Origin of the sequence: Limnobacter sp. SAORIC-690, assembly GCF_002954425.1 — a bacterium.
Taxonomy (GTDB): Bacteria; Pseudomonadota; Gammaproteobacteria; order Burkholderiales; family Burkholderiaceae_B; genus Limnobacter; species Limnobacter profundi.
In genome coordinates this window covers 1960695-1975032 of record NZ_MQVZ01000001.1, presented here as the reverse complement: position 1 = coordinate 1975032, position 14338 = coordinate 1960695, and the positions used below count along the sequence as shown (strand labels likewise).

Sequence of the window (14338 nt, the reverse complement as noted above, 5' to 3'; positions counted from 1 at the left end):
ATCACTCATCAAAGCAAAGCACATGCGCGTTTCAATTATTGGTAGTGGGTATGTGGGCTTGGTTACAGCCGCCTGTTTGGCCGAAGTGGGCAACAAAATTCTGTGTTGCGACATTGACGAAGCCAAAATTGCCCAACTCAAAAACGGCCAAAGTCCGATTTACGAACCCGGTCTGGATGAACTGCTGGAACGCAATATTCGCGAGCAACGCCTGGATTTCACCACCCGAATTGAAGACGCGGTGAACCATGCCGAGCTGATTTTCATTTGTGTGGGCACGCCGCCCCGCGAAGACGGCAGCGCTGACCTGCGCCATGTGCTCAAAGTGGCCCAGCAAATCGCCACGCACATGAATGGCTTTAAGGTGATCATCAACAAATCGACTGTGCCTGTGGGCACTGGCGAGCGCGTGGCCGATGAAGTGCGTCGCGTGCTGGTGCAACGCAATACCCTGCACGCCTTCACCGTGGTGTCGAATCCTGAATTCTTGAAAGAAGGTGCAGCGATTGACGATTTTCTGCGCCCGGACCGCATTGTGCTGGGCACCGACAGCACCCCCGCAGCAACGCGCCTTGCGCATGATGAAGTCGCTGTATGCACCCTTCCAGCGCCACCACGAGCGCCTGATGTGCATGGATGTTCGTTCTGCTGAATTGACCAAATACGCCGCCAACGCCATGCTGGCCACCCGCATCAGCTTCATGAACGAACTGGCCAACCTCGCTGAAAAAATTGGAGCTGACATTGAACAGGTGCGCGCAGGCATCGGCTCGGATCCCCGCATTGGCTTCTCTTTTCTGTACGCAGGCTGCGGCTACGGAGGCTCGTGCTTCCCCAAGGATGTCCGCGCACTAATCCAGACCGGCGAAGAAGCGGGCGAGAACCTGTCCATACTTCGAGCGGTGAACCACAGCAACCAGCGTCAAAAACGTGTGCTGGTTGAAAAAATCATTCAGCGCTTCGGTGAAGACCTCAGCAACATGACTTTTGCCATGTGGGGGCTGGCCTTCAAGCCGGAAACCGATGATATGCGCGAGGCCAGCAGCCGCACCATCGCGGCCGAACTGGTGCTGCGTGGTGCCAAAGTTCAGGCCTTTGACCCGGTGGCCAATGAAACTGCTCGCCGCGCCATGGAAGAAGACCTGGCCGCATTCCGGCAAGACGGCCCCTTGCTGGGCGAATTCGAAATTGCAAAAACCCAGGAAGAAACCCTGTTCAATGCGGATGCCCTGATAGTGTGTACCGAGTGGCGCATGTTCAAGAGCCCAGACTTTTTAATGTTGAGCCGCACGCTTCGCCAAAAGGCGGTTTTCGACGGTAGAAACCTGTATGACCCCGCACTGCTGGCGGATTATGGCCTGATTTACGAAGGCATTGGCCGCAGGGCTGAGCCAGCGGATCAGGGTTTATCGGTAGAACAAATGCGCTTGGCGTCTTAAAATTTAACGCCTTTGCCTTTATCATTGCGCAAGAGACAGAACACACCATCATCCACCCAGGACGAGCGCAATGATCAAGGTAGCCATCAGCGGCACGGGGCTTTTCGTGCCCAGCCAAACCATCACCAACGATGAATTGGTGGAGTCATTCAATGCCTATGTGGCGAAGTTCAATGCCGAACACGCTTCCGAGATTGCCAGCGGCGAACTTGAACCACTGCAGCCTTCCAATTCAGCGTTTATCGAAAGCGCTTCGGGCATCAAGCAGCGCTACGTGATGGAAAAGGAAGGCATTCTGAACCCGGACCGCCTTCACCCCTACTTCAAGGAACGCCCGAATTCTGAGCTGTCCATGATGGCGGAAATTGCCGTGGACGCAGGCCGCAAAGCCATGGAAGATGCAGGGCTTGTTGCTGCAGACATTGACGCCGTGATTTGCTCAGCATCAAACATGCAACGCGCCTACCCGGCCATGGCCATTGAAATTCAGGAAGCCTTGGGCATTGAAGGTTTCGGCTACGACATGAATGTGGCCTGTTCTTCTGCCACCTTCGGGATTGAGCAGGCGGTGAACGCCGTGCGCAGCGGCACCGCCCGCGCGGTGTTGATGGTGAACCCGGAAATTACCTCGGGCCACCAGGCCTGGCTTGACCGCGATTGTCACTTTATTTTTGGTGATGTGTGCACCGCTGTAATCGTGCAGCGCCTTGAGGATGCCAAACCGGGCAGTTGGGAAGTACTGGGCACCAAATTGGCCACCAAATTCTCGAACAACATTCGCAACAACTTTGGTTTTCTGAACCGCTCGGAAGACGCTAATCCGAATGCGCGTGACAAGCTGTTCATTCAGGAAGGCCGCAAAGTGTTCAAGGAAGTCTGCCCCATGGCTGCCGAGCACATGAGCACCCATTTGCAAAGTCTGGGTTTGAGTTCGGCCACTGATGTGCGCCGCTATTGGCTGCACCAGGCCAACCTGGCCATGAACCAGTTGATTGCCAAAAAACTGCTGGGCAGCAGTGAATTCACGGCCGACAAAGCACCTGTCATTCTTGATGAATTCGCCAATACCGCCTCGGCGGGTTCTGTGATCGCGTTTCACCGCCACAAAGATGATTTGGGCAGCGGCGATGTGGGCGTGATCTGCTCGTTCGGCGCGGGTTATTCAATTGGCAGCGTGGTGGTTCGGAAGACCTGAACGCTGCATGCCCTGGCCCATGCGCGGCCAAGCTTCGGTGTGGGTGCCCACATCACCTTGCCTAAGCAAGGCTTCAGATCCGGCTTGATGCCTCTGGCTTGGGGCATGCGAAACGCGTAAGCGTCTTCGCATCGACTCCTTTCGGAGTCGCCCCGCGCTGCGAGGCCGCCGGGAAGCCTTGCAAAGCCGGCAAGGCGGTGAAGCACCCAAACCTTGCTTTACGCCACGCTTGTGCGCGCTGCAAGTCACCTGCCTATTTGCGAAGCTAGCTCAGGTTGCAATGCCCTCGCAACGCCGATCAAGAAAACCTGCCCGTTTGAATTCACCCGCCACGGTCGGCCAAGGGCCGGCACCGAGACTCGGCCCGCCCTTTTGCCGAGCGAGGTGAGTCAGGGTGAATATCAAAAAGGGAAAATCAGGTTTTCTGGCGAGAGAGGGTATGCACCTGAGATAGCGTAGCGACTGCAAGCATACTCTCGCCAGCGCAACAAACTGTTCAAGCGCCGTATGTCTTGTCCAGATACCGCAAAATGTCGTTGGACTCGTACATCGCCACACCCGTGTTCGGATCGATCAAATAAGGCACCTGCACCTTGCCAGTGTTCTCCGACAACCAAGCCCGGTTGCGCGTGGTGCCTTGTGGCGCCTTAAACAGCTTGTCGCGGAAAACCGGCGGGCCCATGTCCGTCATGGCGCCCTTGGGCGTGTTCTTCAGCAGATATGGAATTTCCAGTTCGCACAAACGCGCGCGTACAGGCTTGGAGTATGGGCTACTCTCAAAGCTGTAAAGCACCAAGGGTTCAGCAGGTGCTTTTGATGGTCGGGCTTTCATGCCCTGAAACCCGCCGATCCGGTACTGGAAGGTGCTGGCCAAAGCCGAAGTCCCCACCGCCACTTTGCGTCCAAAGCCCTGCTGGCTTTTCAATTTGCTCTCGTAGGTTTTGGCCAGGTAATCGATGATGTCGGCTGATTCATTCATGACCACGCCGGTGTTGTCATCCACCAGCATTGGAAACTTGGTGCCGGGCAACAATTGGCGAGCCTCGTCGCGAAAACGCTTGCCACCTGCGGGGCAAGGCAAAATCATCACGTCCAGGTCCATTTCGCAAAGCGCTTCCCGCACCAACCGGCAAAACGGACTGATTTCGATGTCGTACAGTTTCAATGGCTTTTCGGGCGTTTTTCGGGCTCGGGCAGTGATGCCGGTGCCGCGCCAGCCGCGTGCTGTGCCTGCCAGTAAGTTGAAAATTGCGTCGATGTTGGTGTTCATGGCTTGCCTCTGTCCTGTAATTATTCGAAATTGTCGTTATTTTGTGCGCGAACGTGTCCGCAGTGTAGACGAATCCCCCTAGCCCGCCGCATTGCTTGTTACTATTTTTTCAAACACACCCGCACCGGAGAAGAAACTTGAAAAAACTGCTGCTGATCAACGGTCCCAACCTGAACCTGTTGGGCACGCGCGAGCCCGGCATCTATGGACACATGACCCTGGCTGACATTGAAAAAGCCTTGAGGAACATTGCCTTCACCGATGGTTTCGAGTTGATGACCTTTCAAAGCAACCATGAGGGTGCATTGATTGACCGTATTCACAAGGCAAAAACCGAAGATGTCTCAGGCATTGTGATCAACCCGGCCGGTTATACCCACACCAGCGTCGCGCTGCGCGACGCACTGGCCGGCGTGGCCATTCCGTTTATTGAAGTGCACCTGTCCAACATCTACAAACGCGAGAGCTTTCGACACAACAGCTATTTTTCAGACTTGGCTGAAGGTGTCATTTGCGGGCTGGGCTGGCAAGGGTATGTGTACGCCTTGCGGCAACTGGCCTCGAAATAAGGAAAGCAGGGGCATGGTGATTTTCGGTTCAATTTTGTAAAGATCAGTTAACAGCTGAACAAACAGCCCAAGACTGTGGTCTGATGGGCACTCAACAAGAAAAACGACACCATGAAGCACCACCTCAAACCCCTGCTGTCCCTTGCCTTGGCTCTGTCGCTGGGGGCCTGCGCCACTGTTGAGTCCAGAAAACCAGAAATTGACAGCCGGTTTGAAAATGCAACGTTCAAACCCTTGGTCAGCCCGGATGCAGTGCAGGCCCCAGCTGACTGGTGGAAGGGTTTTGCAAGCGAACAACTCAACACACTGATGCAGCAGGCACAGGCCGACAACCTGAGCCTTGAGGCCACTGAAGCCCGGTTGCGTGCGGCTCAAGCCAGCCTGGACGCAGCACAAGCCAGTTTTTTCCCTTCGCTCACCTTGAATGCAGGCCGACAGGAAAACACTGTGAAAGGCACCAGCATACAAGGGCAGGCGACCAACAATCGCGGGTTGTTTACCTCGGCCTCTTTTGTAGCAAGCTATGAAATTGATCTGTGGTCGCGGGTTCGCAACTCGGCCAAGGCCTCTGAATTGCAGCTTCAAGCGACGCGCTATGAACTGGATGCAGCCCGCATCAGTATAGCGGGTCAACTTGCCACCACTTGGTCCCAATGGGTGGCGGCTGACCAAACCGTGCGGCTGTTCGAGACGGAACTGGAAAGTTTTCAGACCAATTTAAAATTGGTTGAATTGCGATTCCGTCAGGGCGGTGCGGTGGCCTCTGACGTTTTCCAACAAAGACAACTGGTTGAATCGGCCCAAGGTAACCTGGCTCAAGCCCTGTCCAATCGCGATGTCTTGCTCAACAGCCTGGCGCTGTTGGTAGGCCAACCCCCCAACAAAATCAGCCTGAATCGTGAGAGCCTACCCGCTCTCCCCCCTTTGCCTGCAACAGGTTTTCCTGCTGAATTATTGAATCGACGCCCCGATGTGCAACAGGCTTGGTCGCAGGTGCTGGCCACCGACCGCAGTGTGGCTGCCGCCATCGCCAACCGCTTTCCGCAACTCAGTTTACGCGCAAGCTTTAGTGATCAAACCCCGGACTCCGATTTGCTGTTTGACAACTGGGTGCGCAATTTGAGCGTCAATCTGGTCGCACCACTTTTCGACGGGGGCGCACGCTCCGCGGAAGTTGAACGCCAACGCGCATTGCTTGACCAAGCCGTGGCGCAATACCAGGACGCTGCAATCAATGCACTGGCCGATGTAGACAATGCACTGATTCAGGAAACCCGGCAACGCGAGGCCGTGGACAGTTTTCAGAGGCAACTCGAACTGGCTGAACTCAGTTTGAAGCGGCTGTTCGCAGGCTATCGCAACGGCACGGTCGACTACCTGGCAATTCTGGATGCACAACAAAGCACCAGCCAGTTAAGGCGCAACCTGGTGAACGCACAACAACAACTGGTGGGCTTTCGGATTGCCCTTTACAGGGCGCTGTCCGGCAGCATTCCCCAATCTACAGCAGCAGAGCAGTCATGAGCGATCAATCTTTTTTCAAGCGCAAGTGGGTACAAATTGGCCTGGCCGTTGGGGTCGTTGCCATAGGTGTTGTTGGGTCTGAATTGCTGGTGGCCACGGCACCCACTGCCAGCCGCAAACCGCCGGAAAAAGTTGCACGGTTGGTAACCACCGAAGCCGTGAAAGCCGGAGACTACACAGTCAGCTTGCTGGGCTATGGCGTGGTTGAACCCGAACAACAAATTACTTTGCAGGCACGGGTGAGCGGCACTGTTCAAAGCATTGGTCCGAAGTTTGTACCGGGTGCATCCTTCAAAAAGGGCGATGTGTTGGTACAGCTGGACAACACCGACTACCGAATTGAATTACAAACGGCGCAAGCCGCACTTGCACAAGCACAATCCACGCTCACCTCCGAGCTGGGTAACCAGGTTGTGGCGCAATCCGACTTCGAATTATTGGGTTTGAATGTGGATGAACGTGAACGTGCGCTGATTTTGCGCAAACCACAACTGGAAGCTGCCAAGGCCACTGTGCAGTCTGCGCAGGCCGGTGTTGAGCGCGCCAAGGTGAACCTGGAGCGTACCATTTTGCGGGCACCTTTCGACGGTGTGGTGGTGAGTCGTGAAGCAAGTGTGGGCGCGCAAGTCAGCGCCTCCACCGCACTTGGCGTGTTGGCCAGCAGCGAGGCCTACTGGATCAGTGTGGCCGTGCCGCAAGCTGATTTGAAATGGATCAAGTTCCCTGAAGACAAACAGGCGGGCTCAACCGTGTGTGTCAGCGATGCAAGCAGCCGAGAGGACGGTTGCCACAAGGGTACGGTGCTGAACCTGCAAACCAGCGTGCAAGACAACGGACGGCAAGCGCAAGTATTGGTCGAAGTGCCCCGCAGTCAAAACAAGAGCAACGACAAGAACCTGCAGCCACTGTTGCTGGCCCAGTATGTGAAAGTTCGCTTTGATGGTATTGAACTGAAAAATGTGTTCAAACTTGCGCCCTCCTCCGTGCATGACAACACCGTGTGGGTCAACGATGGCGGTGAACTTGATATTCGCCCCGTCAATATCGCCTTCCGTTCCGCCGAGTATGTGTTGATTGATCGTGGCTTGAACAATGGCGAGAATATTGTGACTTCCAACCTGGGGTCACCGGTGAACCGCATGGCCATTCGGACGAACGAGACACCTGCGGCGGTCAAACCATGAATGCTGCAAGCCGACGCCGGGTAGACCGCTCAGGCCCACTGGCCTGGATGACCAAAAATACCGTGGCCGCCAACATCCTGATGTGGGTGTGCCTGATTGGTGGTGTGTTCGGATTCATGAACATGACCAAAGAAGTGTTCCCCGAATTCGAGCTGGATTTGGTCACGGTGTCTGTGGCCTACCCGGGCGCAAGTCCCGAAGATGTTGAACAAGGCATAGTGTTGGCCATTGAAGAAGCCATTTCAAGCATTGAAGGGATCGTTGAAGTCAATTCCACAGCCAATGAAGGCGCAGCCAGTGTGGTCATTGAAATCGATGAATCGGAAGATGCGCAGGCTGTTTACGACAGGATCAAGCAAGAGGTCGATCGAATCACCACCTTCCCCGGTGATGCCGAAGTACCGAATGTGTCGCTGACTGCGCGTAAACGTGGGGTGGTTACACTGGTGGTGCACGGCGATACCGATGAATTGTCGCTGCGCAATCTGGCTGAAGAAGTACGCGACGGCTTGCTGCAAAACCCTGGTATCACACAAGTTGATTTGACTGAAACACGCGAACAGGAAATTCACGTTGAAGTACCAGAAGCCCGGCTAAACGCCTATGGCTTAACGCTGCAGGGCATTGCCGACAATATTCGGGCCAATGTGATTGAAGTATCCGGCGGAAGTATTTCAACCCAAAGCGGCGAAATACTGTTGCGTGTTTCCGAGCGGCGTGATTTCGCCAATGAGTTTGCAGCGCTGCCGATCGTGTCGCCAGTCAGCGGTACCCCCTTGAAACTGGGTGACATTGCCACCGTGCGAGATGGCTTTCAGGACATCGACAAATACGCCACCTTCAATGGCAAACCATCGATTGAAATTTCAGTATCACGCATCGGTGAACAAACTCCAATCGGAATTTCGGAGGCCACCCAGGAGGCACTTGAACGGATTCGCCCCTTGATGCCCGAGGGCATCGAAATTTCGGTGGTCAGCGATCGTTCCGACACCTACAAACAGCGACAGGAATTGCTGGCTAAAAATGCCGTGATGGGTTTGATACTGGTGATGGTGTTGCTCACCATTTTCCTGGACTGGAAGCTGGCCTTCTGGATCAGCATGGGAATTCCCACCGCGTTTCTCGGTGCCATGTTGATACTGCCCCTGTTCGGCGTCACCTTTAACATGATCTCGATGTTCGCCTTCATTATTGCGCTGGGCATTGTGGTGGACGACGCGATTGTTGCGGGCGAAAATATTTACGAATACCGGCAACAAGGCATGAGCATGTTGGACGCCTCTATTCAAGGCGCACGCGATGTGGCCATGCCAGTCACCTTCAGTATCCTCACCAATATTGCAGCCTTTGCACCCTTGCTGTTTGTACCAGGCTTTCTGGGAAAAATATGGGGTGTAATTCCGCTGGTGGTGTGCACGGTGTTTGTGGTGTCGCTAATGGAAGCGATCTTCATTTTGCCAGCCCACTTGGCGCACAGCAAAGAAGGCACAGGAAAATTTCACAACTGGCAACAAAAATTCTCCAAAGGATTCAGCCAGTTTATTGAACGCCGCTATACCCCGATTGTTCAAAAGTGTGTGGAATACCGTTACCTGTCCATGGGTGTAGGCATTGCCCTGATGGTACTGGTGATCAGCTGGCCAGTCAGTGGTCGCATGGGCTTCGAGCTGTTTCCGCAAGTGGAGGCAGACCAATCTGAAGTGCGGGCGCAATTGCCACTGGGCAGCACCAATGAACAAGTGAACCTGGTGCGCGACCGCATTGTTGAAAGCGCCCTGAAAACCGTAGAAGCCACGGGTGGTGAACAACAAAGCACCGGCATTTACGCCAGCGTGAATGAAAACAATATTACGGTACGAACGTACCTGACCCCGCCCGATGTGCGTCCAGTACCCACCGCTGAATTTACCGACCAGTGGCGTCTCGACGTTGACAATATTCCCGGTGTCGAAACCATTCGCTTCGCGGCCGACTCGGGCGGCCCCGGCAGTGGACCTGCTTTCACGGTGCAGCTTAGCCACCGCAATGTAGACACCCTGCGCCAGGCCAGCGAAGCACTGGCGCGTGAACTGGCCAACTACCCCATGGTGTCCGAAATTGATGATGGCTTTCAGAACGGCAAGGAACAGTTCAGCTTTACTTTGAAAGAGGAAGCGCGCCGCTTGGGGCTGAGTTCCAACGACATTGGTCGACAGGTTCGCGCCGCATTTTTTGGTTCTGAAGCGCTGCGCCAGCAACGTGGCCGCAACGAAGTCAAGGTGCTGGTGATGCGCCCTGAAAAAGAACGTTCAGCTCAAACCGATGTGCGAGACCTCTTGATTCGCACACCACAAGGAACACTGGTACCCCTGCATTCACTGGTGGAATTTGACGATACGCGTGCGGTTGCCAACATCACGCGAAGGGATGGGCGGCGAACCATTTCGGTAACCGCCAATGTGAACCCGCGCAACCAGGCACAACAGGTGCAAAATGCCACCGTGCAAGATCTCATGCCGAAGTTGATGGCCGACTACCCGGGCTTAAGCTACAGCTTTGCCGGCCGCCAGCAAGATTTTTCGGAAGCCCTGGGTGGTTTGGGCAAAGGTTTTCTGGTGGCCTTGTTGATCATTTATGTGCTTCTGGCAATCCCATTCAAAAGCTACCTGCAACCGTTTGTCGTCATGTTGGCGATTCCGTTCGGAATTTTCGGAGCGATTGTGGGCCATTTGCTGATGGGCTACAGCATCAGTATCGTGTCCATGATGGGTATTCTCGCGCTGGCCGGCGTGGTGGTGAATGATTCACTGGTGATGGTAGACCACGCCAACGAAAAAGTGCGCGAAGGCATGACGCCATACGAGGCCATTTGTACTTCAGGCGTGCGGCGTTTCCGGCCCATCATGTTGACCACCATTTCGACATTTGGCGGCCTGGCGCCCATGATTTTCGAAACCTCACGCCAGGCAAAATTCATGATCCCGATGGCCATTTCACTGGGCTACGGTATTTTGTTTGCCACAGCCATTACACTGTTGCTGGTGCCTTGCCTGTATCTGATGATCGATGATATTCGGCGCTTGATGGGCACAAGCCCAGGCCTTGAGCCTGATGAAATTGATTTGACGAAACTGGAAGAAACCCGCGCCACATGAGTTCAGGTTCAGACACTACCGAGTTTTTAACCACCAAGGAAGTGGCTGAACTGTTGCGCATCAAAGAGCGAAAGCTGTACGACCTGGTGAGTGCTCAAGAAATTCCCTGCGTGAAGGCCACTGGCAAATTGCTGTTTCCCAAAGCCGAGCTTTTGCACTGGATACGCACGGGCGAATTTCTGTCGGTCAGCAAAAACAATGTGCGATTGAATGTAGTGGCAGGCAGCCACGACCCGCTTCTGGAATGGGCCATTCGTGAATCGGGTTGCGGGCTGGCCATGCAATTTGATGGCAGCTTGAGCGGGCTTGATGTGTTTGAAAACAAGGGTGCGGTGGCCACTGGCTTGCACATACTTGGTGTCAATACCACCTCCAACACAGTCGCCTGGAATACACATGCCGTGCAGGCCCGATTCGCAACGAGCAATGTGGTATTGGTGCATTGGGCCAAGCGGCAACAGGGTTTGATTGTGCCGCAAGGCAATCCGAAGAAAATTAGCAGCGTGGCTGATTTGCCTGCGTTGAAAATTGCCACACGCCAGGCTGGTGCAGGCGGCATGATTTTGTTCGAGCACCTGCTGCACACTCACGGCCTTGATTTGGCCGCGTTGAATATCTCGGAAAACTGCCGAACCGAAAACGACACCATTGCTGCAGTGGCCAGTGGAAAAGCCGATGCGGCGCCCGGTTTGCAAGCACTGGCCCTGCAATTTGGCCTTGGCTTTGTGCCCACACTACAGGAAAATTTTGATTTGATGGTGTGCCGCAAAGCGTGGTTTGAACCACCTTTTCAAACACTCATTCAGTTCACCAAAAGCGGTGCATTCAAGCAAAAAGCACAACAATTTGAAGGCTACAACACCACGGCACTGGGCACCGTGGTGTGGAACTCTTGAGGTTTACTGAGGTGCGTTATTTGCCAGCATTCGGAAAAAACAAAGACTGCCCGTTTTGCTGAAACCCGGCAATCGTGGCCTGCCCCTTTGCGGAGACCAACCAGTTCACGAATGCATCGCCCAACTCACTTTTCACATTGGGGCACTTGGCTGGGTTCACTGCGATCACCCCGTATTGATTGAACAAACTAGGGTCACCTTCCACCGCAATTTTGAAGTTTCCTTTGTTGCCAAATGCAATCCAACTTGCACGATCGGCCAACACATACGCCCCCATGCCCACACCCGTGTTCAATGTGGCCCCCATGCCTGAGCCAGTCTCGCGGTACCACTTGCCACTGGCTGCTTTCACATCCACATTGGCCGCCTTCCACAATTCCTGTTCTTTCTTGTGGGTGCCGCTGTCGTCCCCACGCGAGGCAAACAAAGCCTTTTTGTCAGCAATGGTTTTGAACGACTTAACCACCTCCTTACTGCCCGCCACACCTGCTGGGTCATTGCCGGGGCCAACCACCACAAAGTCGTTGTACATCACGTCAAAGCGCTTCACACCAAAACCGTCCGCCACAAACTTTTCTTCGGCAGCCTTGGCATGCACCAGCACCACATCGCCGTCGCAGTTTTGCGCGTTCTTCAAAGCCTGACCGGTGCCCACCGCCACAACGCGAACCTCAATGCCAGTATCCGCTTTGAATACAGGCAACAGGTGATCAAACAGCCCCGAATTCTGGGTGGATGTGGTGGATTGAACCACAATGAACTTGTCAGCAGCCTGTGCTTGCACAAACAGGCCTGTAGCCAACAATGCGGCAAGCAATCGAATTCTTTTTGTCATGTTATCTCCTCGTTTTAAATCAGCAGTTCACCGGCAAGGTAAGCTTTCGCCTCTCGGCTGGCGGGGGTTTTCAAAAATTCATCCGTGGCTTGAATGGCATGAACCCTGCCCTTGTGTACAAAGATCACCTCATCAGCAAGCCGTGAGGCTTGGCCTTGATCATGTGTCACCACAATCACTTTCACGCCGCACTGGCTGGCACGTAAAACAATGTTTTCAATCAAGGCTGTGGCTTGGGGATCCAGGCTGGCGCTGGGCTCATCCAGAACCAGCAATCCTGGCTTTGCCGCCAGAGCACGCAACAGGGTGAGGCGTTGCTGTTCACCGCCCGAGAGCTTCCTTGCGGGGGACTTGGCCAAGTGTTGCATCCCCCCCAACTCAAGCAAGGCATCAGCATGGAATGGCCGTTGACCTCGAGCCACACCAGCAATCGCAAGTGCGTGCAACAGGTTGTCTTGCACACTACGCCGCAGCAGCACCGGGCGTTGAAATACAAATCCAATTTGTTCGTTGGGTACTTGATTCAAGCCATTGAAATGTATGCAGCCTTTGTTAGGCTTGATCAAGTCTGCAAGCAATCGCAAAATCAGACTTTTTCCTGCACCGTTGGGGCCCATGATCGCAGTGATTCCTGTCCCGTCAATGCTCAGATTCAAATCGCTGAAAATACTGTGTTTGCCAAATGAAAGGTGAACGCCTTCAAACTGAATTGGCAAGTGCGCTGACAACGGTTTTGCCGGGGCCAGCAAAGCAAGATCGCTATTCATCTTAAGCATAGGCCCTCTTTTGCGCGCTGTTTTTCAGCAAGAAGAGGCCTGCATTAATCAGAATCGAAAGTGCGATCAAAATAATCCCCAGGCCCAGCGCCAGCGCGAGCTCTCCTTTGGAGGTTTCCAGTGCAATCGTGGTGGTCATCACCCGCGTTACATTGGCGATGTTACCGCCCACAATAATCACGGCGCCCACCTCTGCCAGGGCACGGCCCAAACCTGCCAGGGCACTGGTCAACAGCGAATAGCGCGCATCCACAATCAAGGTACAAATGGTTTGCACGCGGCTGGCATTCATGGCGCGCAGCATTTCATCGTATTCGCCATACAGGTCTTCAATGACTTGCCGGGCCAGCGCCGCCACGATTGGCGTTACCAGCACCACTTGCGCAATCACCATGGCTGTTGGGGTGTACAGCAATTGAAGAAAGCCCAAAGGGCCGGCCGCAGACAAAAACAGATAAATCACCAAGCCCACCACCACGGGCGGCAAACCCATAAGGGAATTCAGAAAAACCACCAAGACCATTCGCCCCGGAAACCGACCAATTGCCAAAGCGGCACCGATCGGAAAACCCAGCAAGCAGGCGATGGAAACGGCCGTAAACGTGACCTGAAGCGACAATGCAATAATGTCGATTAAAGTGGGGTCAGCTCGCCCAATCAGGGTGAAGGCTTGAACAAAGGCTTGCGAGAAATCTTGCATTTATATGCATTTTTTACGGAATAAATGCAGTTTAATGCCAAAATGCGCGTGATGTCATTGGTAGTAACACCAGCAGGGAGAAAAAAGGCAGAGGACGAATGGTCCGAATCCGGGAATGTCCCCTGCCGAAACCAGCTAATCCGATGCTAGTCAGATCAGCCAGTGCTTGGTCAATTCAGGGCTTACTGCAACAGGCTCAGCACGTTGTTGGGCAACTGGTTGGCCTGGGCGAGCATGGCGGTGCCGGCCTGCTGCAGAATCTGCGAGCGGGTCAGGTTGGCCGTTTCCTTGGCAAAGTCAGCATCCATGATTCGTCCACGGGCGGCCTGCAGGTTGGTGCTGGACACATCGGCAAAGGCAGCCACCTGTTCCAGTCGGCTTTGGCCCGCACCTACCACGGCACGAATACCGGTGATGGCGTCAATTGATGCATCCAGCGTGTCGATCGCGGTGGTGGCATTGGCCACATCAATGATGTCGCCCAGGTTGGTTTGGATGTCGGCTGCACCGTTGGTCATGATGGTGGTCAGGTCGTTGCCCGTGCTCAAGCCATCGTCGGTCAGGTTTAGCTCCAGGGTGTCGGAAACGGCGTTGCCGGTGCCCACCTGGAAGCTTAATGTTTGGTTGGCGGCATCAAACAGGTTGTTGCCGTTGAAGGTGCTGCCAGTTGTAATGCGGTCCACTTCGTTGGCCAGCTCCGTGTACTCACGGTTCAGGTTCACGCGGTCGGTGGGGTTCAAGGTGCCGTTTTTGGCTTGAACAGCCAACTCACGCATACGCTGCAGGTTGTCGCTGATCTTGCCCATGGCGCCA

General features: G+C 54.4%; 11 protein-coding genes and 1 pseudogene. 7 read left to right on the top strand and 5 right to left on the bottom strand.

The features are described from left to right. The first annotated feature begins 22 nt into the window (after nucleotides 1–22). Nucleotides 23–1439, top strand: a pseudogene (locus tag BSZ31_RS09425) (UDP-glucose/GDP-mannose dehydrogenase family protein). A gap of 70 nt (nucleotides 1440–1509) precedes the next feature. Further along, nucleotides 1510–2634 (top strand): beta-ketoacyl-ACP synthase III, encoded by a 1125-nt coding sequence (locus BSZ31_RS09420; protein WP_105028540.1) that lies wholly within the window; start codon nucleotides 1510–1512, stop codon nucleotides 2632–2634. A gap of 496 nt (nucleotides 2635–3130) precedes the next feature. Here the strand turns inward: BSZ31_RS09420 and BSZ31_RS09415 are convergent, their stop codons facing one another. Next, complete coding sequence (locus BSZ31_RS09415; protein WP_105028539.1) at nucleotides 3131–3904, bottom strand: glutathione S-transferase N-terminal domain-containing protein; 774 nt, start codon at nucleotides 3902–3904, stop codon at nucleotides 3131–3133. A gap of 137 nt (nucleotides 3905–4041) precedes the next feature. Between BSZ31_RS09415 and aroQ the strand changes: the two genes are divergently transcribed. From aroQ to BSZ31_RS09390, 5 genes are all read left to right on the top strand, one after another. Beyond that, the gene (aroQ, locus tag BSZ31_RS09410) at nucleotides 4042–4473 is read left to right on the top strand and encodes a type II 3-dehydroquinate dehydratase (RefSeq protein ID WP_105028538.1); all 432 of its coding nucleotides are present in this window, start codon (nucleotides 4042–4044) and stop codon (nucleotides 4471–4473) included. Nucleotides 4474–4584: 111 nt separating this feature from the next. Further along, nucleotides 4585–5997 carry an efflux transporter outer membrane subunit gene (locus tag BSZ31_RS09405; protein ID WP_105028537.1) on the top strand — a complete coding sequence of 471 codons (1413 nt, stop codon included), beginning with the start codon at nucleotides 4585–4587 and terminating at the stop codon, nucleotides 5995–5997. After that, nucleotides 5994–7181: an efflux RND transporter periplasmic adaptor subunit gene (locus tag BSZ31_RS09400; protein ID WP_105028536.1), complete on the top strand. Its 1188-nt coding sequence runs from the start codon at nucleotides 5994–5996 to the stop codon at nucleotides 7179–7181. Before BSZ31_RS09405 ends, BSZ31_RS09400 begins: the two co-directional genes overlap by 4 nt. After that, on the top strand, nucleotides 7178–10318 hold the full coding sequence (locus BSZ31_RS09395; protein ID WP_105028535.1) for an efflux RND transporter permease subunit: 3141 nt from the start codon (nucleotides 7178–7180) through the stop codon (nucleotides 10316–10318). The genes BSZ31_RS09400 and BSZ31_RS09395 overlap by 4 nt, the downstream gene beginning before the upstream one ends. After that, nucleotides 10315–11214, top strand: coding sequence for a helix-turn-helix transcriptional regulator (locus tag BSZ31_RS09390; protein ID WP_105028534.1), 900 nt, complete (start codon nucleotides 10315–10317; stop codon nucleotides 11212–11214). The genes BSZ31_RS09395 and BSZ31_RS09390 overlap by 4 nt, the downstream gene beginning before the upstream one ends. 16 nt (nucleotides 11215–11230) lie before the next feature. On the opposite strand, the gene BSZ31_RS09385 is transcribed toward BSZ31_RS09390, so the two are convergent. The 4 genes from BSZ31_RS09385 to BSZ31_RS09370 all read right to left on the bottom strand — a co-directional run. Continuing rightward, nucleotides 11231–12049, bottom strand: coding sequence for a substrate-binding domain-containing protein (locus BSZ31_RS09385; protein WP_105028533.1), 819 nt, complete (start codon nucleotides 12047–12049; stop codon nucleotides 11231–11233). 14 nt (nucleotides 12050–12063) lie between these two features. Continuing rightward, a complete protein-coding gene (locus BSZ31_RS09380; RefSeq protein ID WP_105028532.1) occupies nucleotides 12064–12825 on the bottom strand; it encodes an ATP-binding cassette domain-containing protein in 762 nt (253 codons plus the stop codon). Then, complete coding sequence (locus tag BSZ31_RS09375) at nucleotides 12818–13525, bottom strand: ABC transporter permease (RefSeq protein ID WP_105028531.1); 708 nt, start codon at nucleotides 13523–13525, stop codon at nucleotides 12818–12820. Before BSZ31_RS09375 ends, BSZ31_RS09380 begins: the two co-directional genes overlap by 8 nt. A 182-nt stretch (nucleotides 13526–13707) precedes the next feature. Beyond that, a partial coding sequence (locus BSZ31_RS09370; RefSeq protein WP_105028530.1) for a flagellin occupies nucleotides 13708–14338 on the bottom strand: 631 nt, incomplete at its 5' end.